The sequence below is a fragment of the Mesorhizobium sp. M7A.F.Ca.AU.001.01.1.1 genome (assembly GCF_004022735.1).
GTDB classification, from domain to species: domain Bacteria; phylum Pseudomonadota; class Alphaproteobacteria; order Rhizobiales; family Rhizobiaceae; genus Mesorhizobium; species Mesorhizobium ciceri.
This window is the reverse complement of sequence record NZ_RZPF01000009.1, coordinates 1-26,252: the sequence shown is the minus strand read 5'-3', so window position 1 is coordinate 26,252 and position 26,252 is coordinate 1. Positions and strand designations below refer to the sequence as shown.

Sequence of the window (26,252 nt, the reverse complement as noted above, 5' to 3'; positions counted from 1 at the left end):
ATCAAGGTCTGGCGCTCGGCATGGTCCTTGGCGAAGCCGGCGAGGTCGAACACAGCGGTCACGGTTTCGTTCGCCGGCAGTTGCTCGCCCAAAAGTGCCGTCAACGCCGCGTCGAGCGGGTCGGTGAAATGGCCCTCCGGCAAGGTTTTTCCTCGTGCGGCGCAAGCAGCGATCCAGGCAGCCACCACCAACGTGAGATGGACCAGCTCGGTACCGGCTTCTAGACATTCGATGGCGGAAGCGACGATGCGCTGCGGCAATTTCTGGCTGCCGTCATTGGCGATCTGAGCCGTACGGTGGGCAAGTGCAGTGTTGGAAAAACGCTCAGCGAGCTCCGCGGTGTAAGCGCTCGGGTCGAGCCCGGCATCCTCGGGCAGGGTCGGGATGGCTTCCGCCCACAATGCATCGACGAATTGCCGGATCGCCGGGTCGGCGAAGGCGCGGTCGACGGTGGCATGACCGCTGAGCAGGCCAAGATAGGCGATGGCCGAATGCGAGCCGTTGAGCAGCCTGAGCTTCATGTCCTCGAACGGGCCGACGTCGCGAACCATGGTGACGCCGAACTGTTCCCAGTCCGGGCGGCCCGCTGGGAAATTGTCTTCGACCACCCATTGGCAGAACGGCTCGGTCATGACAGGCCAAGCGTCCTCGGCACCGAGTTCTTCAGCGATCCGCGCCCGATCGGCATCGGTGGTTGCCGGCACGATGCGGTCGACCATGCTTGAAGGAAAGGCGACCTGATGGGCGATGTGATCGGCAATTCCGACATCATTCGATTGGGCGAGCCCGGCATCTCGCAACTGGGCGAATTCAACCAACAGCCGATGCAGCGTGGCGCCGTTGGCCGGCAGATTGTCGCAACAGAGCACGGTAAAGGGCGGCGTGCCGGCGGCGCGTCGCCGGGCAAGCGCCTCGGTCAGGAAACCATGCGCTGTCTTCGGCATCTGCGGATTGGCCAGATCATGGGCGATATCGGGATGAGCAGCGTCCAATCCGCCGCCAGCCGCCCTCAGATAGGCCTTTTCGGTGATCGTAAGCGTGACGATGCGGGTGCGCGGATCGGTCAGCGCGGCCAGTACCGCGCCCGGATCCTCCGGCGCCACCAGCATCGCGGTAATCGAGCCGATGACCTGAAGTTTTTCGGTTCCACTGCTTCTGATCGCCAGCGTGTAGAGCCCATCCTGCGGCGTGAGTGCGTCGCGCGTGTCGGCGCTGCGCAGCGAAACGCCTGTTATGCCCCAATCCGTCTCGCCGGCCGCCAGGCAATCGTCGACATAGGCGGCCTGGTGGGCGCGATGGAAGGCGCCGACGCCAAGATGCACGATGCCCGGGACGATGCGGCTGCGATCATACGAAGGCGTCGCGATCGAAGCCGGCAGTGCGCGCAACGTCTTCGTGGAAAGGCGTTCGGTCGTCGTGGTGCGACTGGTCTGGTCGGATGACATGAGTGGCCTCGGCAGGGATCGGCAAAGCGGCGTAACATTCGATTTCCCGCCACACAATGGGCCGAAAAGTCATCATACAACAACCTAATTTTTGTATGTTGACATTATTTCTTGCCGCCCCTACCGATAGCGGCCCTGGGAGGATTGCCGTGCCACTGACCGATGCGGATCTGCTGTTTCCCGCCGATGCGCATTCGCGCTCGGTTGCCCGCGATCTCTATGCCGGGATCAAGGACCTGCCCCTGGTCAGCCCGCATGGCCACACCGATCCGCGTTGGTATGCGCTGAACGAGCCTTTTCCGGATCCGGCGCAACTGCTCATCGTTCCGGATCACTACATTTTCCGCATGCTGTTCAGCCAAGGCATCCGCCTTGAGGATCTCGGCGTGGCGACGCTGGACGGCGCGCCGGTCGAGACCGACGGCAGGGCGATCTGGCGGCTTTTTGCCGAGCACTATTATCTGTTTCGGGGTACACCGACCCGGCTGTGGTTCGATCATGTGCTTGCCGATCTGTTCGGCATCGACGAGCCGCTGACCGCAGCGACCGCCGACCGCCACTACGACGCCATCGCGACGCTGCTGCAGTGGGAGAATTTCCGCCCGCGCGCCCTGTTCGAGCGCTTCAACATCGAGGTCATCGCGACCACCGAAGGCGCGCTCGACGATCTCAAATGGCACCAGATGATCCGCGACAGCGGCTGGCAGGGCCGTGTGGTCACCGCTTATCGCCCCGACGCCGTCGTCGATCCCGACTTCGAGGGGTTTTCAACCAATCTCGACCGGCTCGGCGAGATCACCGGCTGCGACACCGGCAGCTGGGCAGGCTATCTCGATGCGCATCGCCAGCGGCGCGCCTTCTTCAAAAGCTTCGGCGCGACCTCGTCCGACCATGGCCATCCGACGGCCGAGACCGCCAATCTTTCGGATGCTGCAGCGCAGGAGCTGTTCAATCGCGTTCGCCGTGGCTCCGACGACGAGCGCGAACGGAAACTGTTCCGCGCCCAGATGCTGACCGAGATGGCCAAGATGAGCCTCGACGACGGGCTGGTGCTGCAGATCCATCCCGGCTCCTGGCGCAATCATTCGTCGGCTGTTTTCCAAAAATTCGGCCGCGACAAGGGTTTCGATATCCCGACCCGGACCGACTATGTGACGGCGCTGAAGCCACTGCTCGACTGCGTCGGACTTGAGCGCGACCTCACAATCGTTCTCTTCACGCTCGACGAAACAAGCTATGCGCGCGAACTGGCGCCACTCGCCGGTGTCTACCCGGCGCTGAAGCTCGGGCCGGCCTGGTGGTTCCACGACAGCCCGGAAGGCATGCGGCGCTTCCGCGAGATGACCACCGAGACCGCCGGCTTCTACAACACCGTCGGCTTCAACGACGACACCCGTGCCTTTCCCTCGATCCCGGCGCGCCACGATGTGGCGCGGCGGGTCGACTGCGCGTTCCTGGCGCGTCTCGTCGCCGAGCATCGGCTGCGCGAGGACGAGGCGCATGAGCTGGCGCGGGAGCTTGCCTATACACTTGCGAAAAAGGCCTACCGGCTCTGAGCCGGGCGTTTTGGTTTTCATAGGGAGGAAGTCATGTTGCATCTTTCGAAATTGACGGCAGTTACATTCGTTTTCGGCTCGTTGCTGGTCGGCATCGCCAACGCCGAAACCGTGCTGCGGTCGTCCGATACCCATCCCGACGGCTATCCAACCGTCGAAGCGGTCAAATATATGGGCGAGCTGATCAAGCAGCGCACCAATGGCCGCTATTCGGTCGAGGTCTATCATTCGGCGCAGCTCGGCGAGGAGAAGGACACGATCGAGCAGACGCAGACCGGCGTCATCGATCTCAACCGCGTCTCGATGGGGCCGTTCAACGGCATCGTTCCGCAAACCGCGGTGCCGTCGCTGCCCTACATGTTCCGCTCCGTCGAGCATATGCGCCATGTCATGGACGGGCCGATCGGGGACGAGATCCTGAAAGCCTTTGAGACTCACGACCTTGTCGGTCTCGCCTTCTACGATTCCGGGGCACGCTCCTTCTACAACACCAAGAAGGACATCACCTCGATGGCCGACATGAAGGGCATGAAGTTCCGCGTCATCCAGTCCGACGTGTTCGTCGACATGGTCAATGCGTTGGGCGCCAACGCCACGCCGATGGCCTATGGCGAGGTCTATTCGGCTTTGCAGACAGGCGTCATCGACGGCGCCGAGAACAACTGGCCGAGCTTCGAATCCGCCAAGCATTTCGAGGTCGCCAAGCATTACACGCTCGACCAGCACCAGATCGTGCCCGAGGTTCTGGTGATGTCGAAGGCGAGCTGGGACAAGCTCGCCCCGGAAGACCAGGCGATCGTGCGGCAGGCGGCCAAGGACAGCGTCGTCAAGATGCGTGAATTGTGGGACGCGCAGGAGAAGAAGTCGCGCGACATCGTCGAGAAAGCCGGCGTCAAGGTCAGTGAGATCGACAAGCAGCCGCTGATCGATGCGATGAAGCCGGTCTACGAGAAATATCTCTCGACCCCCGAGTTGAAAGATCTCGCCGCGCGCATCCAGGCGACCAAATAATCCGTTCGCGGCAATGGTGGCGCGAGCTTGCGCGCCACCGTCCAGTGGGAAGCGCGCATATGAAACCATTCTGGCTGGCAATAGAACGGCTGCTGTCACGGCTGGCGAGGCTTGCGCTGTGGGTCAGCGGCATCGGCCTGACGCTGATGACGGTGATCATCTTCTGGCAGGTGTTCTCACGCTATGTGCTCAACAGTTCGCCAAGCTGGACGGAACCCTTCTCGGTGATTTTGATGGGGTGGTTCATCTTTTTGGGCGCGGCCGTCGGTGTCCGCGAACGCACGCATCTGGGCTTCGATGTGCTGCTCTATTTCCTGCCGCCCGCCGCAAAGGCGGTACTGCGCAGCATTTCGGATGTCGTCGTGCTCGCCTTCGGTCTCGGCATGATCGTCTACGGCGCCCAGCTCACCCGGCTGACATGGAACACGGTGATGCCGTCTCTCGCTTTCCCGGGCGGCGTCAGTTTCCTGCCGGTCATCCTGGGCGGCGCGCTTGTCTGCCTGTTTTCGCTCGAGCGGCTTGCCGGGCGGTTTGCCGGACTGCCGGTCGATGCCGATCAGTACGCCACGGGCGAGGAGGGTCTCTAGATGGCATTGACGGTTCTGTTCGGCACCTTCGTCTTTCTTCTGATCATCGGCACACCGATCGCCTTCTGCCTCGGTGTCGCCAGCTTCGCCACGGTTCTGGTGCTGGGGCTGCCGCCGCTGGTGGTGTTCCAGCGCCTCAACTCCGGTGTCAGCGTGTTTTCGCTGATGGCCATCCCGTTCTTCATCTTCGCCGGTGACCTGATGGTGCGCGGCGGCATTGCCGCTCGCCTTGTTGCGCTCGCCGGGGCGTTGGTCGGCCACCTGAGAGGCGGGCTCGGCCAGGTCAACATCGCCGCCTCGACCATGTTCGGCGGCATTTCCGGCTCGGCGGTGGCCGATGCCTCGGCGGTCGGCGGGCTGATGATCCCGCAGATGAAGGCGCGCGGCTACGGCGTCGATTATGCTGTCAACATCACTTCGGTCGGCGCCATCATTGCGCTGCTGATACCGCCTTCGCACAACATGATCATCTATTCGATTTCGGCCGGCGGCCGGATCTCGATCGCTGATCTGTTCACCGCCGGCATCATACCGGGCCTGCTGCTGGCGCTATCTCTGATGGTCACGGCCTATTGGGTCGCCAGCCGCCGCGCCTATCCGACCGAGCCGTTCGCCGGCTTCGGCAGGGCGCTGCAATTGCTCGTTGCCGCAATTCCCGGGCTGATCCTGATCGGCATCATCTTCGGCGGCGTTCGCTCCGGCGTCTTCACCGCCACCGAAAGCTCCTGCATCGCCATCGTCTATGCTTTCCTGGTGACCCTGCTGATCTATCGCTCCATGAGCTGGAACGACTTCGTCACCGCGACCACCGCTGCCGTGCGCACAACCGCAATGGTGCTGATGATCATCGGCTGCGCCGCCGCCTTTGGCTGGCTGCTGGCCTATCTCCGGGTGCCGGCCGCTCTGGTCGCCTTCCTGCAGTCCGTATCCGACAACAAGCTGGTCATCTTGCTGTTGATCAACGTCGTGCTTCTCATCCTCGGCACGTTCATGGACATGTCGCCGCTGATCATCATCACCACGCCGATCTTCCTGCCGGTGGTCATGGCCTACGGCGTCGATCCGGTGCATTTCGGCGTGATCCTCATTCTCAATCTCGGCATCGGCTTGTGCACACCGCCGGTGGGGGCAGTGCTGTTCGTCAGCTGTGCGATCGGCCGGATCCCGATCTGGACGGCGATGCGTTCGATCTGGCCATTCTATGGGGCGGCTTTCGCTGTGTTGATGCTTGTCACCTACGTGCCGGAAATTTCGTTGTGGTTGCCGCACCTGTTCCACTAGAGCAGTTCACGGGAACGGCGAACTGCTCTAACCCTTTGTTTTGACGCAATTCCGGACGGAAACCGTTTCACATTTTTCCTGGAATTGCTTTAGGAGACCATCACGTGTCCGCTGCATCCGCCGATCTCAGGGTCGAGAGAAAACCCAAGCTGTCGGAGACCGTCGTTGCGGCGATCCGCAAGCAGCTGCAGGCGGGCGAAATCCTGCCTGGCCACAAATTGCCGCCCGAGGGCCAGCTGACCGAGACCTTCGGCGTCAGCCGCACCGTCATCCGCGAGGCGCTGGCCAAGCTTTCCGCCGACGGCCTGGGCGAGTCGCGTCAAGGCGCCGGCGTCTTCGTCACCGAGCATATCTCGACGATGTTCGGAGCGCTTGCCGCCGACATGGGAGCCAAGGATTCGATCGCGCTCAACGTGCTCGAGGTACGCTTGGCAATCGAGATCGAGTCGGCCGGGATCGCCGCTATTCGCCGCAACGCCGCGCAGGAGGCGGCGATCCAGGAAGCCTTCTTCGAATTCGAGCGGCTGCTGCTTGCCAGCGAGCCGACCGGCCCGGCCGACCTCGCCTTCCACCGCGCCATCGCCAGCGCGACCAACAACCCGTTCTATGTCGAGATGCTCGACGTGCTCGGCCGGCGCGCCATTCCGTGCGACGTGACCTCGCCCTGGTCGACCGAACTGGCGCAATCCGACAACTACCAGCGCGGGCTGCAGCGCGAACATCTGGTGATCCTCAATGCGATCACATCGGGCGATGCCGAAGCGGCGCGCGAGGCAATGCGCGCGCACCTCACAGCCAGCCAGCAGCGCTACCGCGAACGCCTGCATGCGCGGCAGGCTTTCTATGCCAGTTCGGTCAGGGCCGCCGCCGGCGAATGACCCATTTCAAGTCAGGACGAAAATGAGCCAGAGCCATACCGATTACACATCCCGCTTTGCCATAGACCCGGTTGCCGCCGCGGCGATGGGAACCGATGAACTCCGTCACAATTTCCACATTGACGGCCTGTTCCAGTCCGGCCGCATCAGCCTGACCTACACCCACTACGACCGCATGATCGTCGGCGGCGCCGTGCCGATAGGCTCGCCGCTCCAACTGGAGGCGATCAAGCCGACCGGCACCAAAGGTTTCCTCGACCGGCGCGAGTTGATCGCCGTCAACATCGGTGGCGTGGGCGTCATCACGACCGGCGGCCAACCTCATGAATTGCAGGCGCGCGACATGCTCTATCTCGGCATGGGCACACAGGATGTGTCCTTCGCCTCAGCGGATGAGGGGGCGCCGGCGAAGTTCTATCTGCTCAGTGCGCCGGCGCATCTGGCTCATCCCAGCCGGCTGATCCGCCTCAGTGACGCCAAGCGCCTCGATCTCGGCAGCAAGGATGCCTGCAACGAGCGTTCGATCTTCCAGTTCATCCATGCCGATGGCGCAAAGACCTGCCAGCTGGTGGTCGGCATGACCCAGCTGGCGCCGGGCTCTATCTGGAACACCATGCCTTGCCATGTGCATGACCGGCGCATGGAGGCCTATCTCTATTTCGACCTGGCCGAGACGGCGCGCGTCTTCCACTTCATGGGCGAGCCGGACGAAACGCGCCATATCGTCATGGCCAACGAAGAGGCCGTGCTGTCGCCGGGTTGGTCGATCCACTCCGGCGCCGGCACTTCCAATTATGCGTTCATCTGGGCGATGGCCGGCGACAATGTCGACTACACCGATGTCGACCCGGTGGCGTTGGGCGATCTGCGGTGAGCGACCCCTTCAGCCTTGCCGGAAAACGTATCCTGGTCACCGGCGCCAACACCGGCATCGGCCAGGGCATCGCCGTATCGATCGCACGCGCCGGCGGCACGGTGATCGGCGTCGGTCGCTCGTCGATGGACGATACGGCCAGAAAGATCGCAACGATGGGCGGGCAATTCGAGGCGGTGAGCGCCGATCTTGCCGACACGTCAGCCGCCGGCCCCTTGCTCGACCGCGTCTGGGACGAAAGCGGCCCGCTCGACGGGCTGGTCAACAATGCCGGCATCATCCGGCGCGCCGATGCCGTCGATCTCAGCGAGGCCGATTGGGACGACGTCATGGACGTCAATCTGAAGACGGTTTTTTTGCTCTGCCAAAGCTTTGCCAGGCGTGCCTTGGCCGCTGAGCGGAAAGGCAAGATCGTCAACATTGCCTCCGTGCTGAGCTTTCAGGGCGGCATTCGCGTGGCGTCCTACACCGCCTCGAAGCATGGCGTGCTCGGCATCACCCGGCTGCTTGCCTGCGAATGGGCGCAAAAAGGCATCAACGTCAACGCTGTCGCGCCAGGCTATATCGAAACCAACAACACGCAGGCGCTGCGCGCCGATCCCGACCGCAGCGCCGCTATCCTGGCGCGCATCCCGGCCGGCCGCTGGGGCGAGGCGGGCGACATTGGCGATGCCGCCGTCTTCCTGCTGGCGCCGGCGTCGAACTACATGCATGGCGCGGTGGTGCCGGTGGATGGTGGCTGGCTGGCACGCTAGGTTTTGACGCAATTCCGAACGGAAACCGTTTCACACTTTTCCTGGAATTGCTCTGAGGAGACGACGATGACCGCAAAGATCTTCGCGCATGCCGGCGAGGGCGCCTGGACGGCGACACCGGACGGCAACAGGCGCCGCATTCTCCTGCACACTGACGAGTTGATGCTGGTCGAATTCGGCTTCGACAAGGGTGGCGTCGGCGCCCTGCATTCGCACCCGCACGTCCAGGCAAGTTACGTCGCCGAGGGCCGCTTCGAGGTGACCATCGACGGCCGGAGCGAGATCGTTGGGACGGGCGGGAGTTTCATCGTGCCGTCGGGCCTGGTGCACGGGGTCAAGGCGCTCGAAGCGGGGCGGCTGGTCGACAGCTTTGCGCCGCACCGGGCCGATTTCCTCGGCTAGAGCATTTCACCGTTTCACGGAAACGGCGAGCTGCTCTAACTCTTTGTTTTGACGCAATTCTAGACGGAAAACCGCTTCACACTTTTCCTGGAATTGCTCTAACGAGGGGTAAGAGATCGAGCGGGAATGACCCGCACCCCAGAAAGAGGCGCGGGTCTGTTGCCTGGGCGCTTGTGGCGCCGCGGTACTCAAGACATCACCGCAGGATGAGGACCCTGCCGCACCGTGGTGAAGATAGTCTTAATGCACCGGGGCTGCGTAGCTCGGTCGGTCAGGTGATGTGCCGCAGGAGGCTGAAAAGCCGTTCGAACGTCTTGCCGTAGGGCGGGCGCAGCAGGCTTCCCGCGCTCAGCCGCGACTGCATGAAAACCCGTTTCTCCTTGCTGAAGGTGCGAAATCCCCATTCGCCGTGATAGGCGCCCATGCCGCTGGCGCCGACGCCGCCGAAGGGCTGGTTTTCCTGTACCAGATGCAGCATGCAGTCGTTGACGGTGACGCCGCCGGCAATTGTCTCGCGCAGGATGCGTTGACGGTTGCCGCTGTCGCGGCCGAACCAGTAGAGTGCCAGCGGGCGGTCGGCCCCGTTCACATGGGCGATCGCCTCGTCGATCCCGGTGTATTCTACGATGGGCAGCACCGGCCCAAAGATCTCTTCGCGCATCAGCCGCAGGTTTGCGCCGGCATTGCGGACCAGGGTCGGCAGCAACTTCCCGCTATTGGCGTCAAGTTCCTCGCCGGCCGGGTTGATTTCGGTGACATCGGCGCCGGCGTCACGCGCTTCAGTGACCATGTCGCGCAGGCGCTGGTGGTGCCGATCGCTGATGATGGCGGTATAGTCGGGGTTGTCGCGTAGAGTCGGGTAGAGCTTAGCGATCGCCGTTGCGAGCCTGGCAGCGACCGTGCCTGCTTGCCCCTTCGGCACCAGAAGGTAATCCGGCGCGATACAGGTCTGCCCGGCATTCAACAGCTTGCCGTAGGCAATGCTCGATACTGCCGCGTCGAGGTCGCATGACGGATCGAAGATTGCCGGCGACTTGCCGCCGAGTTCGAGCGTGACCGGGGTCAGGTTGGCGGCCGCGGCGATCGCGACCTGGCGTCCGACCGCGGTCGAGCCGGTGAACAGCAAATGATCGAAAGGCATCGATACGAAGGCCTTTCCCATCTCCGCGTCGCCGCTGATGACGCTGAGCTCATCGGGTGCGAAATGCTCGGCAACAAGTTTGGCCAGCAACGCCGAAAAAGCCGGCGTCAATTCGGAAGGTTTTATGAGCACGTGATTGCCGGCCGCGAGTGCCGCGATGACCGGCGCGACGGCGAGCTGGAAAGGATAATTCCAGGGCGACACGATGCCGATGACACCGAGCGGCTGCGGGATGAGGCGATTTCTGCCGGGCAGGAACGGCATGGTGGTGGCAACGCGGCGTTCGCGCATCCAGCCCCTGAGGTGCGACAGCGCGTGGCGGATGCCGGCACGTACGACGAACAGTTCCGCAAGACGCGTCTCATGCGCGGAACGGCCGCCAAAGTCGGTGTCGATGGCGGTGCAGATGTCGGCTTCATGCCGCTCGGTCAGCGCGAGCAGGCGTTTGAGGCGATCCTTGCGAACGTCAAAGTTGGGGAAAGGCTGCGCCTCGAAGGCGGCGCGCTGCAGGTGGAACCGCTCGCCGAGAACATTCTGTCTGGTCTGCAGCATCACGCCCTCCCTGGCTTGCCGGACGGAGCTTACATCGTGGTGCGTGGCGGAATCCAGCGGGGGTGCAGGTGTCCTAGGGGAAGCCGCTTTCGGATGTGCACGGCATCCGGCTGGCAGGCGCCGATGGCCGCATCAACGACAGGTTCCTGCAAAGGGGGCGTTGTGGTTGGATGACGGCTGCGCTACTCCAAAGCGTCACGCCAGAGAGTCGTCTTGACCGGTTTCCACATCCTCTCCAGTCTACGAAATTCCAGCCCGGTGTCCGCCTGATGCTGATGTCGGCGACGAGCATCTTGGCCATGGACCCCAAGCGGCGCGTTCCGCGCCGCGCGGCCCAGCGGAATTGCGGATGAAGGGCGCTCACAGGCTTGAGGCTGCGTTTGGAGCGGCTGCGCGAAGGGTTGTGCGGGAGTTTCTGCGGTTCGTGCCGCTGTCTCTGAGACAGCGCATGCAAAGACGCACATATGCACGCGCGACGCCCGCCAACAGAATTTTCATTTCGGGCTGCGCACGCAGCGGGACGACGCTGACACAGCGGCTGATGAGGTGTTTCGAGGACATTTTCGTCCATCCGCCCGAAGCGCGATACGCAATGCTGGACATGTTGGACCGGCCGGAATCGAACCTCGTCGTCAAGCGCGATGCGCGCGGTTTTGCGCATCTGGCGAAGCTACCGACCTCCATCGGCTTGATCTATTGCGCGCGCCATCCATTCGACACGCTGACAAGTTCGCATCCGCAAACACGCAACCAGCGTCGGTTCCACGTCACGCCGCAACGCTGGCTGACCGAATACGACGCGCTGATCCGGCTGAAGAAGGCACAACCGCACCGGCAGATCCTTTTCGTCCGCTACGAAGACATGATCGGCGCGCCCGATGCGCAGCAGGACAGAATCGCGCAGTCATTCGGACTGACACCGCGCATTCGTTTCAGCGAGGACCCGGACAATCCGATCCGGGTGGCTTCGTTGAGAAAATGGGAACGGAATGAAGAATTCAGGACCTATCTCGGCGGCCTGCCCCCGGCATTTCTCGCCCGCGTCCAGCGTTTCTGCGCCGAGTTCGGCTATGACATGCCAATAAGCACGCCGACCGTGGACGCGCGGTGATGCAGGCACCGGCGGCCCTCGCGACAGAAGAGCTGGATCCCAAGCGGCGCGTGCTGAAGGACGTGTTCGGCTTCGATGATTTTCGCCCCGGGCAGGCCGATGTCATGGACGCGTTGCTGGCCGGGCGTCATGTGCTGGCTGTCATGCCGACTGGTGCCGGCAAATCGCTCTGCTACCAGGTGCCGGCGCTTGTCCTGGGCGGGCTCACCATTGTCGTTTCGCCGCTGGTGGCGCTGATGCAGGATCAGGTCGCCGCCTTGCGGCTTGCCGGCGTGGCCGCCGATACGATCAATTCCTCGATCGACCGCGATGCCAATATTGCCGCATGGCGTCGCGTCGCCTCGGGCCAGACGCGCCTGCTCTATCTCGCGCCGGAGCGGTTGATGACCGAGCGCATGCTCGAGGCGCTGGCCAGGCTCGATATCAGCCTGATCGCCGTCGACGAGGCGCATTGTATCTCGCAATGGGGGCCGGCATTCCGGCGCGAATACGAGGACCTGTCGCGTCTGCGCGGCATCTTTCCCAGCGTGCCGATCATCGCGCTGACGGCAACGGCGGACGAAGGCACGCGCACCGACATCGAATCCCGGCTGTTTGCCGAGCGCGTCGAGACCCTGGTGCTGGGCTTCGACCGGCCGAACATCAAGCTTGCCATCGAGGCCAAGCAGGACAGCAAGCGCCAATTGCTGCGCTTCGTCGAGCGCCATCCCGGCCGCAGCGGCATCGTCTATTGCCTGTCGCGCAAGAAGACGGAGGAGATGGCGGCCTTCCTCGAGAAGAACGGCGTCACCGCGCTCGCTTATCACGCCGGCATGAGCAAGGAGGCGCGTGACGCCAACCAGAACAGCTTCATGACCTTGTCCGGCGTCGTCATGGTGGCGACCATCGCCTTCGGCATGGGCATCGACAAGCCTGACGTCGCCTATGTCTTCCACACCGACATGCCGGGCAGCCTGGAGGCCTACTACCAGGAGATAGGCCGCGCCGGCCGCGATGGGCGGGACGCCGAGGCGCATATGCTGTTCGGCCTGGGCGATATCCGCATGCGCAGGTTGTTCATCGACGACGAGGATGCGCCGCCCGAGCACAAGAGGCGCTCGCATGGCCGGCTCGACACGCTGATAGGCTATTGCGAGACGGCGCAGTGCCGCCGCCAGGTGCTGCTCGGCTATTTCGGCGAGGAAGCGCAGCCCTGCGGCAATTGCGACACCTGCCTCGACCAGGCACCGCGCGCCGATGGCGGAGCCGAGGCTCGGATCATCCTGACGGCGATCGCCCAGAGCGGTGAGCGTTTCGGTGCCGGTCATGTCATCGACATCCTGCTCGGCCATGAAACCGAGAAGGTGCTTGCCAGGAACCACCAGAGGCTCACGAGTTTCGGCAGTGGTCTGGCGCACAAGAAGGATTTCTGGCTATCGCTGATCCGGCAACTCGTCGCCGGCGGGTTCCTGATGCCGGATCCGGCCGGCCATGGCGGCCTCGCCATCGCCGAAAAGGGTCATGCGCTTGGCCGTGGCGAGGTGCCGTTCCATTATCGTGTCGAGGTACGCAGCCGCGCCTTGCGCGGCAAGATGCGCTCGGGGCAGGATCTCGGGCAGTCGGCTGTGGACACCGGGCTACTGGCCGCGCTCAAATCCTTGCGCCTGCGGCTCGCCAAGGAGCGCCAGGTGCCGGCCTATGTGGTGTTCTCGGATCGTACGCTGATCGACATGGCCGAGCGCCGCCCGCACGACCTCGACGCCTTCGCCGAAGTGAATGGGGTTGGGGCGGCAAAGCTCAAGGAATTCGGCCAGGTTTTTCTGAGTGCGATTGCCGAGCACCGGTCGGGTGAGGCGGCCTGAGGTCAGATCAGCGACTGGTCACGCGCCGTGAAGCAGAGGGATCTTCGGAGAAGGCATCCGTTCCGAAACCTCCTGTGCCGCCGCCGCCCATTCCTCCACCGCCCATGCCCCCCAGGGACCGATTAGTTCAACGTTTTCTGGCCGGCCGGTCGACAGATCAGGCCCAGACTGAGGCGTGCATCGACTTCATGGCCGAGCATTTGCAACCGCAATAGATGCCGCTGTCCGCTTGCAGGCACCTATCCACTGCAAGCGTCGCGGGCGACCCGCCGGGCGTCAGTCGCGCGATGTGGACAGTCCCGCGAGAAGCGGAGCGTAGGCGGCGAGCCTGCGGGATACGAACTCAGTGAAGAGCCGCACGCGCTTCGTCTTGCGTGTCTCCCCATGCGTGAGAAGCCAGAGCGTTCCGTACAGGTGCAGGTCGGTGCCCGGCACCCTCACCAGCAGGGGGTCGGCATCTCCGACGAAGCACGGCAGTGTCGTGATCCCGAGACCTTGCCGTACGGCAACGATCTGCGCCTCGGCGTCCGTGATCCTGAATGGAACTCCCGTGGTGCCAACCTCACCCGCGCTGGCCCACTCTGGAATTCCATGAACGCTTATGACGATCCACCGGATGGGATCAGGTGCGCCCGCACGCCACGCGGCCAGGCGATCGCGGGACATGTAGACGCCGCCAAACACCTCCGCTCCCTTCAGTCCGTGAAGATTGAGCGGCAGGTTTTTGCGGTCGTAGACGACGCGGATCGCCACGTCGGCCTCTCGGTTGGTCAGATTTGCCAGCTCGCCGGACGACAAGATTTCCATCTCGATGTCTGGATGCAGGTGCGCGAAATCGGCGAAGTCCGGCATGAGCAGGTGCGTCGCGAGGGGCGGTGCCAGCGTCACCCGCAGAAGTCCGCGTACGCTCTGGTCGCGCCCGAAGACGCGCGTCTCCAGCTGGTGCGACGACGCTTCCATCTGGTTCGCGAGCTCGAGGACCTCCTCGCCCGCAGCGGTCAGGCGGTAGCCCGAAGGCCGCTTTTCGAACATTTGCGCCCCGAGGCGTTCCTCAAGCTGTGCGATGCGTCGCAGCACGGTCGAGTGATTCACCCCGAGCTGCGCGCCGGCAGCCCGCACCGAGCCTCCGCGTGCGACGGCTAGAAAGTAGCGAACGTCATCCCAGTCGATCATGGTGCAATCCGGCACCGCGCGGTGCGCCTTCCAAAGCCCGTATCTAACACATCCTACAGCAGTAGGGGCGGGATATCGTGGCTTGTGTCGACAAGGGCGACGCTATTCCGAACGGCGGACACGGATCGTCGCGGGCTGGCGTCAATCCTGAAAGCGGATCGATTCTGCACCACCGATGTGCGCGCTTCCGCACTCACCGCGCGACCCCGGCGGGCCCATCTAGAGGTTCTCGGGGCGTCCCCGAACGACCAAAGACAGAGCCTGGAAGGATTAAGTCATGGGAAAACTGGATGGTAAGGTTGCGGTTATAACGGGTGGTGCCACCGGCATCGGCCTCGCCGCTGCAAAGCGCTTCATCGAGGAGGGCGCCTTCGTCTTCATCTTCGGCCGCCGGCAGGAAGCGCTAGACGCCGCTGTGGCCGAGCTCGGGCCCAATGCCCGCGCGGTGAAGGGCTCGGTCTCGGATGAGGCCGACCTCGATCGGCTCTACGCGGCGGTGAAGGCCGAGCGCGGAGCCCTCGACATCATCTTCGCCAACGCCGGGGTGGGAAGCCTGCTTCCGCTCGGCAAGCTCACCGCCGGGCACATTGACGAGACCTTCAACACCAATGTGAAGGGTACGATCTTCACGGTCCAGAAGGCGCTGCCGCTGATGGGCGAGGGCGGTTCGATTATCCTGACCGGATCGAGCGCCGGCACCACGGGCGCGCCCGCATTCAGCGTCTATAGCGCGAGCAAGGCGGCCGTGCGCAACCTCGCGCGGACCTGGGCGGAAGACTTGAAAGGCACCGGCATCCGGGTAAACGTGCTGTCGCCCGGGCCGACGGCGACCGAACTCGCGAAGGCAGCGATAGGCGAGGAGGGCTTGAAGGTCTTCGCCTCGATGAATCCGCTTCAGCGTATGGCCGATCCAGCGGAGATCGGGGCGGCGGCTGCGTTTCTCGCGTCGCCCGACAGCAGCTTCATGACTGCCAGCGAGGTCGCCGTCGACGGGGGCTTGGCGCAAATCTGACCCGCTACGCCCCGCCGTTCATTCCATTCGATATCCCGAGCCCGCAGGGCCTGGTAAACTGAAGGAGAGTATACATGAGCTACGCAATTATCGGCTTCGGCAAGATCGGCCAGGCTCTTGCCAAGGCATTTGCCCGCAAGGGCCTCGAAGTGTCCGTGGCAACCACGCGCGACCCGGAAAGCTTTGCATCCGACGCGGCCGCGATCGGACCCACGATCATCCCGAAAACACTGGCGGACGCCGTCAAGGCGGACATCATCTTTTTGGCTGTCCGCTTTGAATCGCACCCGGATGTCGCGAAGGCGCTGCCAAGCTGGGAAGGCAAGACGATCATCGACGCGACGAACGTGTTTCCAGTCCCCGAAGAGCTGGACGGTCTGCCGTCCTCCGCCTTCGTCGCGAAGGCGTTCACCGGCGCCAAGCTCGTCAAAGGCTTCAATCACCTGATTGCGGCCACCCTGGCTGCCGATCCGATCGTCGAGGGCGGGCACCGGGTCGTCTTTCTGTCGAGCGACGACGAGGACGCGATCGCTCCCGTGGCGGCCTTGGCCAGACAACTCGGGTTCGCACCGGTCAAGCTGGGGAAGCTCAACGAGGGCGGCACGCTGGTGCACGCACGCGGCCGCACTTGGGGCCAGCTGATCTTCCAGGACCTGTTCAAGAAGGAGCAGTAACGGATTTATCGTGCGCCGACAGAGTGGCAGGCGTTCGATGCCGGCCACATCGTCGGCAAAGAGCCAAGCGCGCGAAGTGACATGCTTGAAAGCTTACATCTGCCTGGGATCCTTCGGCCGACATGTGCCTGCCACCCAGGAATCGTAGTTGCAATAGCTGATGTCCCAGCCGGCATCGCGTCTTTTGAAAGTTGCCTCACGACCGCCCGCGCGGATGGGTCCGAAGCCACCCCAACTGCCATCCGAGCCTTTGTAATTTCCCATGACGCGATAATTGCAGTTGTTCACGACGACGTTGCCGTCCATCGACACGCATGCCGATGCAACAGTGGCAAGGCTGAAGAAAGCTGCGATGGCGAGAGAGGCTTTGCGCATCGTGGTCTCCTAACTGGGTTCGGCGAACCAACCGTTACGAGATCGTGGGCCGGGCCTCTTCCCCATTTGGGCTAAACCGGCTGGTAAATTCACGGCGGCATGGCTGCGCTTGCGGACAGAAGCGATGTGCGGAGATGCCGAATGGGCCTGCCCATCGCCGAAGCTTTACGGCCTCCGCGAAGGCCAGAGTGTCCCGGCTCGAGCGGCTCTATCGCCGCCTCTCTACCAGATCCGCAAGATTTGCCGGAGGTTAACGGTAGACAATGAGCGGCCGCAACTGTGTCTCTTTCCGGCCATTTTCTTCAGTCCTGGTTCGGCCCAAAGGCCATATGTCAGGGGGATCACTTTTCAGGGGCAGGCCAGTTCCGCTCGACGGGCAGTGAGAGGCGGAATGTCGACCCGTTGACGTCGCTGGCGGCCAGTATGAGACCGCCGCCATGCTGCCGGGCGATCTCGCGTGAAATGTAGAGCCCTAAACCGGAGCCGTTTACCAGTTGGCCCGCGGCGCGATAGTACCTCATGAATATGAACTCGTGGTCGTCGGGCGCTACGCCAGAGCCCTGATCCGCCACGTGTACAAACGCCACGCCCTGCTCAGTCGACAGCCGGATCGTCACAGAGCTGGTCACCGATGAGTATTTCAGGGCGTTCTGGATCAGATTTTGTATCACAATCTCCAGCAGGTTGCGGTCACCTTTCACAATCACTTCATCGCCGTGAGTGAAGCTAACACGTCCGGCCGCAGCATCATCCAATCCCGCTTCGGCGGCGCGCAAAACCTCATTCAGGTCGAACATCTTGATCCTGGGAAGAGTTTCGTGCCCGCCATTGAGCCGGTCGAAGGCTAGGACGTTTTCAATCAGCGATGACATCCTTTTGACGGTCTGGCGGATCCTTGTGGTGCGCAACTTGATATTGTCGGCGCTTTCACCTGCAGAAGATGACAGATTGTCGGCGGCGGCAGAGATGACGGCCAACGGGCCGCGAAACTCATGAGATACCAAGGCCACAAAGTCCCGCTGCTGAGCCAGAGCATCGTTGGCGGTGTCCAGAGCCTGCCTGAGCTTGAGTTCAAGCAGGTGACGTCGATCCACTTCCACCATGAGCGAGGTGTTTCTTTCCCCAAGCTCAGCGGTCCTTTCGCGCACCTTGATAGTCAGCTCCTGCTCGGCCAAGCGCGACACTGCGATGACGCGGTCCTTTTCCTCGCTCAAGCTGCGCTCGGCAAGCCGCGTTCTCTTCGCGACGGCCGCGCTGAGCAACGCCAGGTGAATCACGGTCCCGCCGGCCAAGAATCTGGACAAAGAGCCATCCAGTTGGAACGGGTTGGCCCCAGTATACATCATCTGCATCACCAGCATGACAGAGATTACGCTCAAAAATGCAATCGCCGACAGCAGATATTGATACCGTCGCCGCACAATGAGCAGATAGAGCACCAGCAGCGAAATGAAGATGAGAGACAGCTGCTGCAGTCGCGATACGAAAAACCCGACGTCGCCGTAGCGTCCCACAATCGCAAAAGCCAAGGCGATGCCATTGAGCAGTACAACGCCCTGGGAGATGCGCCACGCCCAGATCAATTGGCGGTGAAAATCAAACAGTCTAGATAAAAATAATATCAGCACTATACTGTATAAGCAAACGATAATACCCCAAATGAGGTGTATGGTTTTCGGCTCTAGAGACCTCAGAATTTCGGATGCGTATCCCATGTGGAAGAGACTTATTAGCCCAGACTCTATGATAAACAAGACACACAAACAATATAGACAATGCGGCGAATAAATGAAATCGAATGGTATCAGATTGCTGCATGGGGTCCGTAGATGATCGGAGAAGGCTACAAGCATGGCGTTATCGTGATCTCCCCCCTTGTTTATCTTGTCGATGACGACAGGGATTTCCGCGAGGAGATGGTCTTCGGACTATCCAGATTGGGCCTGAACGTACATGGATTCCACAATGCTGCCGCCCTCTACCGAGCCTGTGCCGCCAAGCCGGCTGAAATCGTCATTCTCGACATTGGCCTGGAGGGCGAAGACGGCCTTTCCATAGCTACCCATTTGCGGGCCTTACAATCGGTCGGGATCGTCATGGCGACGGCCCGGAGTTCCATCGACGACCGGCTCAATGGTCTTGAAGCGGGCGCTGACGCTTACCTCGTCAAACCCATTGATGTTCGGGAGCTTGCTGCCACGGTGATGGCGGTCAATGAACGTCTCAACAGGCGCCGCGCCCCTTCGTCGTCTCCGGCCCCACGATGGGCCCTCGAGGAAGGCGGCTGGGTGCTTACCGACGGCATGGGCCATCGCCTTCGCTTGACCACCTCGGAACGGCACTTTTTGGAACGCTTGTTCAGTGAGCGTGGCAAGACCGTCGATCGCCGCGCGCTCGTCGAAGCCATGGGCGCAGACATCTATGACTTCAACTATGCCCACCTGGACACCATCGTGAGCCGGCTGCGTCGAAGAGCCAAGAAATCCGACATGCTTCTCCCCTTGCACGCAATTCGCGGGTCAGGCTTCGCCTTCCCCGATTAGAATGATCGTGCCGACCCTGTCCAGAGAGAAGATTGCCGATCTCATCAATTTGGAAGATGACAGGGAAGGAATTCGAGAAGCATCCTCAAGCGACTGACAGTAAGTGTAAGGATATGACAGTTACTGCGATTGTGAATAATCGCGAGATTAATTACTTCAAGGAAAGGGTTGGATAAATCCGCATTCGTTAGATGGCTCGCATTCTATGCATAATCGAATAGGAATGTATCGTGCGCATGGCGAGGTAGATAACGAGGGCGGCGGTGCGCAGAAGGGGTGCGGGATGCGGCAGCATAAGAGAATTTTATTTGCCAGTTGTTCTATTCTAACGTTCGCATCCATCTATGTCGCGATTACCCCCGCGCTAGCCGGGGCGCCAAGCAACGAACAACTCTATCAGATGATTTTGGACCTGCAGCGAAATCAGAAGCAGATGGCGCGCAAACTTGAGGCCGCCTACGCCGAGACTGCTCAGGTTAAAGAAGAACTGGCCACCCTCAGGGGTTCGGTGGCCCAGAGTCGCGAGATGGCTGCGCTATCCTCGGTTGAGAGGCGCATGTACCTGTCAAATCCGCAATCCGACACTCGTGCCGTTGCCGCGCCCAATGTGCGTGTCGGATTCGGCGCGGGAACCAACGGTAACGACCCGTATGCCTTTACCGACGGTTCCGTGGCGCTCCCGCTCGGTGAAAAATACGGCTTCCAGGTCGATGCGATTGGTGGCGTGACGCCAAACAGTAACTTCACAGGTGCCGCCGCGCATCTGTTCCGCCGTGATCCGAAAGTTGGGGCGCTGGGTCTGTATGGAAGCTACCTTCACGGCGGAGGTGGTTACGATGATGGTGGAGTTCTTGAAAACGGTTATGTCGAAGGCAAGCTCGGCGTTGAAGGCCAGTACTATCTGGGCCGGGTCACGCTTGAGGGACTTGCCGGTATAGAATGGAATTCACTTGAAGAGGACGTCAGCCCGTTCGCCGAAGGCAGGGTCGGGTACTATCCTACGGATAACTTCAAGGTTAATGGCGGCCTGCGTCATCGCGACGCCTTTGGTGGTAGAACGCAACTTGTTGGCGGCGCCGAGTACCTGACCGAGTTCGGAAGCGGGATAGCGACTTCTATCTACAGTGATTTCAGCTTCGATCTGACGAACAGCGACGTCTCCTCAAGCGGCGATTTTTCTGCGATGGCCGGTTTGAGATTCCACTTCGGCACCAATGGCGATCGAAGCGCCCCGAAGACAGTCTTCTGCAAGGATCCGGACCAGAATTTCGAGTGCGCGGTCACGGATGGTCAGAACGATTATTATGCCGACAAGCCAGGTCGTTCCTTGATTCAGCGTGATCGTGGCGACTTCCTTCCATCGCACATCGTAAAAGACGTTGGCAACTTGCCGACGCCTTCCACCAATGTTTGGGGACAGCCGGGGGCGCCTGGCGCACCCGGCGAGGCTGGTACGCCTGGAGTGCCCGGCGCGTCTGGACCTCCCGGCGCGCCCGGCGCGGAGGGACCTGGCGGACCTGCTGGGCCTGTCGGACTGCCCGGATCGGACGGGACACCTGGAGCGCCCGGCGATACCGGCGCGTCTGGACCTCCCGGCGCGCCCGGTGCGGAGGGACCTAGCGGACCTGCCGGACCTGCGGGACCGGAGGGACCTGCCGGACCGGTGGGGCCGGTGGGACCGGAGGGACCTACCGGACCGGCAGGCCCATAGTGCCTCCTTCTATCCTGGTCATGCCGCTACGGTTGGCGACGTGATCAGCAACTTAGAATCGAATCGTTTGAGGATAGCGGAGAGTATGACCGGCCCTCGTCTTGACTGCATGATCCAGGCTCCGAACCCGCCTGAGCTTGTCGCCGCGGAGGGGACGCGAGACTGGATGGATGCGACCGACCAGCATTTCGCCTACCGCTGCACGCCGCTTTCAATCGCCAATGCCAGCGGATGGGAATTGTTGAACCCCATAAATGTGACTGTTACTTGGAACGGATACAACACTACAAAAGACATCGCCTTCCATGTAAACGAACCGAACGTCACGCACCGATTCATCAGCTCGACCTTCGGGCACGGCATAGTAACCTTTCATCCGGGTTACGTGTTTCGCACCGAGCCGGGCTGGATGGTGTGGGCTCGCGGCTCTCCCAACCGGATGAAGGACGGAATCGCGCCGCTGGACGGCTTGGTGGAAACCAACTGGCTGCCGTTCAGTTTCACCATGAATTGGCGCTTCACCCGCCCTGGGTCTGTCACTTTTGCCAAGGGCGAGCCATTCTGTTTCATCACCATGATGCCAAGTGTCGCTATCGAGCAGGTGCAGCCGGTCATTCGTCCGATGGAGGACGATCCTGAGTTCCATAAAGAACATAAGGTTTGGAATAGCGAACGTCGACGGTTTTCGGCCGGCCTGCAGATGAACGACGAGCTTACCAAGGAGATGAAGTGGCAGAAGCACTATCTGCAGGGTGTTTCGCCGACGGGGAAATCGGTCGCGGATGACACTCACCGAGTAAAGCGAACTCTAAAGCGGCCGATCCACATCGACCAGTTGCGGGCCCAGGAAAAAGGTTCGCCAGTAGATGAAGCTAGCCAAGAGTAAGCGGCCTGTGCGCATTCCTCCAGTTGGATCGCTAGCATTTGGCCGTTCGATTAACGGGTCGGTTTCGAGCAGAGACGAAAGACCGGAATGCATCCGCCAGTTCGTGCGGTCGGGCTTTGTATTGGCGCTGGCGGCGCTCCTTGTCGGTTGCCTGGCGGATGGAAAAGGTAGCCCGAATACGGCTACAGAGTTAGTTCGCGTGAAAGCCGCTTACGCGAGGGAGCCGCATGAGGTCTTCATCGTCGATCGCAGCAAGTTTGACCAACGCTTTCTGCCTGTCGATGTGACGCCCCCGGAACGCTTGCCTGCCGGTACGGTGTTGATCGATACACGGCAGAGGTTCCTCTATCTATACCGCCTCAATGGGATGGCGCGGCGCTATGGTGTCGCCGTCGGGGCTAGCGGTTACAGTTGGTCGGGCATTGCCAGCGTAGGGCGTAAGGCGGAGTGGCCCGCATGGCATCCGACTGACGACATGCGTAACCAGTCGCCCGACCTGCCGCGCATGATCAGGCCCGGCACGCACAATCCGCTCGGCGCGCGAGCTCTCTATCTGTACAAGAACGGCGTGGATACGCTTTATCGTATCCACGGCACCTCAGAGCCCTGGACCATAGGAACTGAAGCGTCCTCAGGGTGCATTCGCATGCTCAACGAGGATGTGATCGAACTCTACAGTCTGGTGCCGAAGGGAGCAAAGGTCATCGTGAAGTGAAGCGAATTGAACAGGCACAGGCCAACGCTTGCTGTCGGATGCCGTTGGACAATACCCACGCCGGTGGCACAGGTGACGGCAGATTTCTGCTTCTATCCATATGGCGTCATAGAGGGAGAATTTAAGACATAGGCGTCGCTGCTCGTATCGATATCACTCGCGAATAAGGTTTTGGATACCTTAACCGTCATCTCTGTCCGTCATAATCGACGTTTAGGTATTCTTTTTTACACCTTTTGCGTGTATTGAAATAAAAAAATTCAATGGACGCGTCTATATGTCAGTTCTCGTCAGTGACGGCATGCCATTCGTCTTCCCGTTCGCCGTCGGCATCAGTCAGGGCGCGAACGTCCGAAGGACAAATCCAGGCTGATGGGTTGGCAATTGAACGGACCGAGTGAAAGGACCTATGATGAGGCGCTCTCTATTCATGCTGGTTTCCGCCGCGCTATTGAGTACCGCCGTTGCGGGTCCAGCGGCAGCGCAGACCGCCGCTGAAACAAACCAGACCCTTGACGCGCTGTTCGGCAGTCACACAACCTATCAGCAGTTCTTCGACAAGCTGCAGAAGGCTGTCAGTGCCGGCGACAAGCAGACCGTCGCGTCGATGATCGATTATCCCTTCCGCGCCCGGATCGGCGGCAAGGCGATCAAGATAAACGACGCCGCGCATTTCGTGACGGATTACGACAAGATCGTTACCGCCAAGGTCAAACAGACCGTCCTCAAGCAGACCTACCCGACGCTGTTCGCCAATTGGCAAGGCATCTCAATCGGTGATGGCGAGGTCTGGTTCTCCGGCGTCGGAGACGGCAACACCATCAAGATCACCGCGATCAACGACTGACACCTGGCGGAAGAAATTCCATTTCGATGACACCGACGCAACCGGTCGTTGACCACTCCGGAGGGGTTCACATGCTACGTTACATGTTCATTGCTTTGCTCGCGCTCGGCTCATCGTGGATGATCTCTGATGCCCGCGCACAATCGACCGTCGAATGCCAATCGAGGCACTATCAGTATGGCGAATGCTGGGCGGGCCCGCTGAGCAAGCCGCAACTCATTCATCAGACTTCTGGAAGTCCTTGTATTTTGAACCGGACCTGGGGCTACAATCCACGCAGCAAATATATTTGGGTCGCGCAAGGTTGCTCCGGAATTTTCGCCGATGTCGGCGGCTACCACCATGGACGTGGCGACAGCTTTGATCCCAATGCCCGCATGTATGACCATCGCGGTCATGACGTCGGCGCAGTGGTTGGCGGAGCTATTCTCGGCGCTCTGATCGAGGGGATGGCGGACGATCATCACAATCGACGGCACACGACGAGTAACTACCGCCCCGATAGCAGCTACAATGGTTGTCATGGCATGGGATGCAAGGTCGACAATCCTGACCAGGCAATCGATACCCGACCGCAATTTGACAGGCAGGGAGAGCCAAACTTTGATGTGCATGGCAACTACCAAGGATGCCATGGTGCAGGCTGCCTTGTCGACAATCCTGACGCGGAGTGAATTGAAGGACGAAGGAAGCCGGTCACGATTGTCAAAGCGGGGCTCTTAAATCTTTCCCGCAGCATCAATCTTGATCTTCATCCTGGCATCACCACGGCAGACTTCGTTCACCTGCTTCTTGGTTTCTCCTCGAAGCGGTGGAGGCAGCCGAACATGTTCTCTATCTCCTCCTGCATCGTGGCGGCGGCTGAGACGATAAGATCGAGGTTCTTATGATGTCGATCCATAGGGGCTTGTGCGGAAGCCTCTTTGTACCAAGAAATGCACCAAAAGAGAGCTGATATTCGGAAAAATCGTTGCGAATCAGGCCGTTATGGGAAATCGATGGCGGAGAGGGAGGGATTCCCTTTCACCTCTATGATACTGAAAATACTAGTCTTTTCGCGCTTTTTGTTACACAGTTTGTTACACAGCTACAACTACGATTTATAACCGCTCTAAGCTCGCAGCTTTTGGGCTCGCCTGCCCAATCCATCCGATCTGTCGAAACCGATGGCTTGTAGGACACTCCCGCGTGTGTACGTTGGGGCTTGGGTCAGAAGGTGACCCACAGCAAAGACGGGAGCGCCGCAGCGCAAAAGATCTCATCGGTCAAGGAACAGATAGTGAAGTAGCCTGTGACAATCGGCGCCAGCATCACCTCCAAAGCCGACCAGGAAAAACCCGCAAAAAACGTCGCCCTCAGATACCCCGTCGGCAATGAATATGGGACCGAAGTTGCGCGGCAGATCGGGCGTTAGATGCCTTCATGACATCTGAACCTGAGCAGGCTCCTACGCCGCGAGCCGGCACATTTCCGAACGGAGTTTCGTCCGGCTGCGCAAAAAGGTGCCCTGTCGAGACTTACTTGTTGGCCAAATGGCTTAGCAGGGACGAACTCGTGAAGAGATTGATAATGCAACACTATCAGTCGTTGTGCTGATCCGACAGGCTGTGCGTTTTGGCACGAAAATCATGGCGAAAAGCGCACCGGCACTTTACTCTCCAAATTATGATTCGCCTCGATCCCGCGACCGCCAGCTCCTCTGCGCCGCCCTCCGTTCCCGCGTGGGCGATCACAAGCGCCGGCGCGCCGAGTGACGGCGACGCCGCCTTCCGGGCCGGCGCCGCCCTGGGTGCCCTCGACACGCTCGCCCGCGCGCAGGCAGCCTGGGCCGGCGCTTGGCGGCAGCGGCTGGCGGTTCGCTGCGCCGCCGCCAGCATGCGGCTCGCCGGCCGCGCCGAGGACGCGGCCGCCTTGCGCGACGCCTGGTATCTGCGCCCAGCCGGGGCCGACCCCGGACCCGCGGGCACCATCTTTGGCGCCTGGCGGCAGTTGGCCGGACAGCCGCCCGCCGCTACGCCCGGCCGGCTCGGGAAGATACTCGACCAGCTTGGCCTCCATTGGGACGGCGCCGCGCTCGCCGACCTTTGCACGCAGATCGAAAAACTCGGGGTATCCCAGCGGTCGGCGCCATTCGACGCCGCGGCGATCGCCGCTGAGGTCGTCGCCATGCGTCCCGATGCCGAAGTCTTTGGCTGGTGGCTCGCCGACCTGGTACTGGCGCAACGCCTGGGCTGGCCGCAGCCCCTGCCGCTCCTAATGGCGCAGGGTTTTGGACCATCTTTCCGCACCGAGGCCGGCGGTGGCCGGCGCATCCGGCCCGGGGACAAGAATTTTGAGCGGGCGGTTTGCATCGCGCTCGTCGCGGCCGCCGCGGACGCTTGTCGGTTGGCCGCCGAGCTGTCGCGCCGGGCCGAAAAACTCCTGGCGGTGGCGCCGAAACTGCGCGCCAAAGGCGCCGGCGACGTAATCTTTCTGCTGCTCAGTGAAGACGCCGTGTCCGGATCGCTGACGACGGACAATCTGTCGCGCTTTGCATCGCGACGGCTGTTCGAACGGCTGCAGCAACTGGAGGTCGTGCGCGAGCTCTCCGGCCGCCCCACATTCCGGCTGTTCGGGCTGTAGCGATGAGCGAAGCGTCCGCCCGCCGCAAGCCAAACGATCAGCCGGCGCTGCTCGACACCGAACTGGAACATCTGCCGCCGGAGCTGCGCTGGTGCGAATGGATGGCCCGCGTCGAAGCGGTGATCTTTGCGGCAAATGAACCGGTGACACGTAGTGTCCTCGCGCGGGTGGTGGGAAAAAACTGCAATATCGAGCTGATCATCGACGACATTCGCGCCGAACTCGCCGGCCGCCCTTACGAGCTGGTCGCGGTCGCCGGC

24 protein-coding genes and 1 pseudogene are annotated in these 26,252 nt (G+C 61.5%); 20 read left to right on the top strand and 5 right to left on the bottom strand.

Annotation, left to right across the window (positions count from 1 at the left end; genetic code table 11):
- Nucleotides 1-1,445, bottom strand: a 1,445-nt coding sequence (locus EN884_RS01480) for a mannitol dehydrogenase family protein (protein ID WP_164894907.1), incomplete at its 3' end; no start/stop codon positions are given.
- Nucleotides 1,446-1,540: 95 nt separating this feature from the next.
- Between EN884_RS01480 and uxaC the strand changes: the two genes are divergently transcribed.
- The 8 genes from uxaC to EN884_RS01440 all read left to right on the top strand — a co-directional run bounded on the left by uxaC (nucleotide 1,541) and on the right by EN884_RS01440 (nucleotide 8,789).
- Nucleotides 1,541-3,001, top strand: a complete 1,461-nt coding sequence (gene uxaC, locus EN884_RS01475) for a glucuronate isomerase (protein ID WP_063169451.1) — start codon at nucleotides 1,541-1,543, stop codon at nucleotides 2,999-3,001.
- A 33-nt stretch (nucleotides 3,002-3,034) separates the two neighbouring features.
- Nucleotides 3,035-4,012, top strand: coding sequence for a TRAP transporter substrate-binding protein (locus EN884_RS01470; protein WP_024504231.1), 978 nt, complete (start codon nucleotides 3,035-3,037; stop codon nucleotides 4,010-4,012).
- 59 nt (nucleotides 4,013-4,071) lie between these two features.
- Nucleotides 4,072-4,599: a TRAP transporter small permease gene (locus EN884_RS01465; RefSeq protein WP_013529043.1), complete on the top strand. Its 528-nt coding sequence runs from the start codon at nucleotides 4,072-4,074 to the stop codon at nucleotides 4,597-4,599.
- Entirely contained in the window at nucleotides 4,600-5,880 is a 1,281-nt protein-coding gene (locus EN884_RS01460; RefSeq protein WP_013529044.1) for a TRAP transporter large permease, read from the top strand.
- 104 nt (nucleotides 5,881-5,984) lie between these two features.
- Nucleotides 5,985-6,758 carry a FadR/GntR family transcriptional regulator gene (locus tag EN884_RS01455; protein ID WP_128360449.1) on the top strand — a complete coding sequence of 258 codons (774 nt, stop codon included), beginning with the start codon at nucleotides 5,985-5,987 and terminating at the stop codon, nucleotides 6,756-6,758.
- Between the two features lie 22 nt (nucleotides 6,759-6,780).
- Entirely contained in the window at nucleotides 6,781-7,632 is an 852-nt protein-coding gene (gene kduI / locus EN884_RS01450) for a 5-dehydro-4-deoxy-D-glucuronate isomerase (protein WP_063169449.1), read from the top strand.
- Nucleotides 7,629-8,387 carry a 2-dehydro-3-deoxy-D-gluconate 5-dehydrogenase KduD gene (kduD, locus tag EN884_RS01445; protein ID WP_063169448.1) on the top strand — a complete coding sequence of 253 codons (759 nt, stop codon included), beginning with the start codon at nucleotides 7,629-7,631 and terminating at the stop codon, nucleotides 8,385-8,387. Before kduI ends, kduD begins: the two co-directional genes overlap by 4 nt.
- Nucleotides 8,388-8,453: 66 nt before the next feature.
- A complete protein-coding gene (locus EN884_RS01440) occupies nucleotides 8,454-8,789 on the top strand; it encodes a cupin domain-containing protein (RefSeq protein WP_063169447.1) in 336 nt (111 codons plus the stop codon).
- A 271-nt stretch (nucleotides 8,790-9,060) separates the two neighbouring features.
- Here the strand turns inward: EN884_RS01440 and EN884_RS01435 are convergent, their stop codons facing one another.
- Complete coding sequence (locus EN884_RS01435; RefSeq protein WP_063169446.1) at nucleotides 9,061-10,482, bottom strand: coniferyl aldehyde dehydrogenase; 1,422 nt, start codon at nucleotides 10,480-10,482, stop codon at nucleotides 9,061-9,063.
- 448 nt (nucleotides 10,483-10,930) lie between these two features.
- Between EN884_RS01435 and EN884_RS01430 the strand changes: the two genes are divergently transcribed.
- Both EN884_RS01430 and recQ read left to right on the top strand, forming a co-directional pair.
- Complete coding sequence (locus EN884_RS01430; protein WP_244514242.1) at nucleotides 10,931-11,593, top strand: sulfotransferase; 663 nt, start codon at nucleotides 10,931-10,933, stop codon at nucleotides 11,591-11,593.
- Complete coding sequence (recQ, locus tag EN884_RS01425) at nucleotides 11,593-13,434, top strand: DNA helicase RecQ (RefSeq protein ID WP_063169445.1); 1,842 nt, start codon at nucleotides 11,593-11,595, stop codon at nucleotides 13,432-13,434. Before EN884_RS01430 ends, recQ begins: the two co-directional genes overlap by 1 nt.
- A gap of 276 nt (nucleotides 13,435-13,710) precedes the next feature.
- Here the strand turns inward: recQ and EN884_RS01420 are convergent, their stop codons facing one another.
- Nucleotides 13,711-14,607 (bottom strand): LysR family transcriptional regulator, encoded by an 897-nt coding sequence (locus EN884_RS01420; protein WP_063169444.1) that lies wholly within the window; start codon nucleotides 14,605-14,607, stop codon nucleotides 13,711-13,713.
- Nucleotides 14,608-14,884: 277 nt separating this feature from the next.
- Between EN884_RS01420 and EN884_RS01415 the strand changes: the two genes are divergently transcribed.
- Together EN884_RS01415 and EN884_RS01410 are read left to right on the top strand one after the other, a co-directional pair.
- Nucleotides 14,885-15,619 (top strand): SDR family oxidoreductase, encoded by a 735-nt coding sequence (locus EN884_RS01415; protein WP_063169443.1) that lies wholly within the window; start codon nucleotides 14,885-14,887, stop codon nucleotides 15,617-15,619.
- 74 nt (nucleotides 15,620-15,693) lie between these two features.
- Nucleotides 15,694-16,293 (top strand): NADPH-dependent F420 reductase, encoded by a 600-nt coding sequence (locus EN884_RS01410; protein WP_013529054.1) that lies wholly within the window; start codon nucleotides 15,694-15,696, stop codon nucleotides 16,291-16,293.
- A 93-nt stretch (nucleotides 16,294-16,386) separates the two neighbouring features.
- Here the strand turns inward: EN884_RS01410 and EN884_RS01405 are convergent, their stop codons facing one another.
- Both EN884_RS01405 and EN884_RS01400 read right to left on the bottom strand, forming a co-directional pair.
- Entirely contained in the window at nucleotides 16,387-16,668 is a 282-nt protein-coding gene (locus tag EN884_RS01405) for a hypothetical protein (protein ID WP_063169442.1), read from the bottom strand.
- Between the two features lie 341 nt (nucleotides 16,669-17,009).
- On the bottom strand, nucleotides 17,010-18,251 hold the full coding sequence (locus tag EN884_RS01400) for a HAMP domain-containing sensor histidine kinase (protein ID WP_244514241.1): 1,242 nt from the start codon (nucleotides 18,249-18,251) through the stop codon (nucleotides 17,010-17,012).
- A gap of 246 nt (nucleotides 18,252-18,497) precedes the next feature.
- On the opposite strand from EN884_RS01400, the gene EN884_RS01395 reads away from it, so the two are divergent.
- The 8 genes and pseudogenes from EN884_RS01395 to EN884_RS01360 form a co-directional block, all read left to right on the top strand.
- The gene (locus tag EN884_RS01395) at nucleotides 18,498-19,211 is read left to right on the top strand and encodes a response regulator transcription factor (protein WP_063169440.1); all 714 of its coding nucleotides are present in this window, start codon (nucleotides 18,498-18,500) and stop codon (nucleotides 19,209-19,211) included.
- Nucleotides 19,212-19,416: 205 nt separating this feature from the next.
- Nucleotides 19,417-20,922 carry a collagen-like protein gene (locus tag EN884_RS39275; protein ID WP_245441344.1) on the top strand — a complete coding sequence of 502 codons (1,506 nt, stop codon included), beginning with the start codon at nucleotides 19,417-19,419 and terminating at the stop codon, nucleotides 20,920-20,922.
- Between the two features lie 85 nt (nucleotides 20,923-21,007).
- Nucleotides 21,008-21,808 (top strand): DUF6065 family protein, encoded by an 801-nt coding sequence (locus tag EN884_RS01385; RefSeq protein WP_063170393.1) that lies wholly within the window; start codon nucleotides 21,008-21,010, stop codon nucleotides 21,806-21,808.
- The gene (locus tag EN884_RS01380) at nucleotides 21,789-22,523 is read left to right on the top strand and encodes a L,D-transpeptidase (RefSeq protein WP_082826592.1); all 735 of its coding nucleotides are present in this window, start codon (nucleotides 21,789-21,791) and stop codon (nucleotides 22,521-22,523) included. Before EN884_RS01385 ends, EN884_RS01380 begins: the two co-directional genes overlap by 20 nt.
- Before the next feature lie 430 nt (nucleotides 22,524-22,953).
- Nucleotides 22,954-23,370 carry a hypothetical protein gene (locus tag EN884_RS01375; RefSeq protein ID WP_244514240.1) on the top strand — a complete coding sequence of 139 codons (417 nt, stop codon included), beginning with the start codon at nucleotides 22,954-22,956 and terminating at the stop codon, nucleotides 23,368-23,370.
- Between the two features lie 71 nt (nucleotides 23,371-23,441).
- Nucleotides 23,442-24,044 (top strand): DUF3011 domain-containing protein, encoded by a 603-nt coding sequence (locus EN884_RS01370; RefSeq protein ID WP_013529061.1) that lies wholly within the window; start codon nucleotides 23,442-23,444, stop codon nucleotides 24,042-24,044.
- Nucleotides 24,045-25,035: 991 nt separating this feature from the next.
- A complete protein-coding gene (locus EN884_RS01365) occupies nucleotides 25,036-25,992 on the top strand; it encodes a DUF1403 family protein (protein ID WP_128360448.1) in 957 nt (318 codons plus the stop codon).
- A 2-nt stretch (nucleotides 25,993-25,994) separates the two neighbouring features.
- Nucleotides 25,995-26,252: pseudogene (locus EN884_RS01360) on the top strand (SMC-Scp complex subunit ScpB); the annotation flags it as partial.

Coding starts and splice junctions, on each gene's coding strand:
- EN884_RS01440 (WP_063169447.1), top strand. CDS start 8,454: ATGACCGCAAAGATCTTCGCGCATGCCGGCGAGGGCGCCTGGACGGCG.
- EN884_RS01435 (WP_063169446.1), bottom strand. CDS start 10,482: ATGCTGCAGACCAGACAGAATGTTCTCGGCGAGCGGTTCCACCTGCAG.
- EN884_RS01420 (WP_063169444.1), bottom strand. CDS start 14,607: ATGATCGACTGGGATGACGTTCGCTACTTTCTAGCCGTCGCACGCGGA.
- EN884_RS01470 (WP_024504231.1), top strand. CDS start 3,035: ATGTTGCATCTTTCGAAATTGACGGCAGTTACATTCGTTTTCGGCTCG.
- EN884_RS01385 (WP_063170393.1), top strand. CDS start 21,008: ATGACCGGCCCTCGTCTTGACTGCATGATCCAGGCTCCGAACCCGCCT.
- EN884_RS01370 (WP_013529061.1), top strand. CDS start 23,442: ATGCTACGTTACATGTTCATTGCTTTGCTCGCGCTCGGCTCATCGTGG.
- EN884_RS01375 (WP_244514240.1), top strand. CDS start 22,954: ATGCTGGTTTCCGCCGCGCTATTGAGTACCGCCGTTGCGGGTCCAGCG.
- EN884_RS01395 (WP_063169440.1), top strand. CDS start 18,498: ATGATCGGAGAAGGCTACAAGCATGGCGTTATCGTGATCTCCCCCCTT.
- EN884_RS01365 (WP_128360448.1), top strand. CDS start 25,036: ATGATTCGCCTCGATCCCGCGACCGCCAGCTCCTCTGCGCCGCCCTCC.
- uxaC (WP_063169451.1), top strand. CDS start 1,541: ATGTTGACATTATTTCTTGCCGCCCCTACCGATAGCGGCCCTGGGAGG.
- recQ (WP_063169445.1), top strand. CDS start 11,593: ATGCAGGCACCGGCGGCCCTCGCGACAGAAGAGCTGGATCCCAAGCGG.
- EN884_RS01415 (WP_063169443.1), top strand. CDS start 14,885: ATGGGAAAACTGGATGGTAAGGTTGCGGTTATAACGGGTGGTGCCACC.
- EN884_RS39275 (WP_245441344.1), top strand. CDS start 19,417: ATGCATAATCGAATAGGAATGTATCGTGCGCATGGCGAGGTAGATAAC.
- EN884_RS01460 (WP_013529044.1), top strand. CDS start 4,600: ATGGCATTGACGGTTCTGTTCGGCACCTTCGTCTTTCTTCTGATCATC.
- EN884_RS01465 (WP_013529043.1), top strand. CDS start 4,072: ATGAAACCATTCTGGCTGGCAATAGAACGGCTGCTGTCACGGCTGGCG.
- EN884_RS01380 (WP_082826592.1), top strand. CDS start 21,789: ATGAAGCTAGCCAAGAGTAAGCGGCCTGTGCGCATTCCTCCAGTTGGA.
- kduI (WP_063169449.1), top strand. CDS start 6,781: ATGAGCCAGAGCCATACCGATTACACATCCCGCTTTGCCATAGACCCG.
- EN884_RS01430 (WP_244514242.1), top strand. CDS start 10,931: ATGCAAAGACGCACATATGCACGCGCGACGCCCGCCAACAGAATTTTC.
- EN884_RS01405 (WP_063169442.1), bottom strand. CDS start 16,668: ATGCGCAAAGCCTCTCTCGCCATCGCAGCTTTCTTCAGCCTTGCCACT.
- EN884_RS01410 (WP_013529054.1), top strand. CDS start 15,694: ATGAGCTACGCAATTATCGGCTTCGGCAAGATCGGCCAGGCTCTTGCC.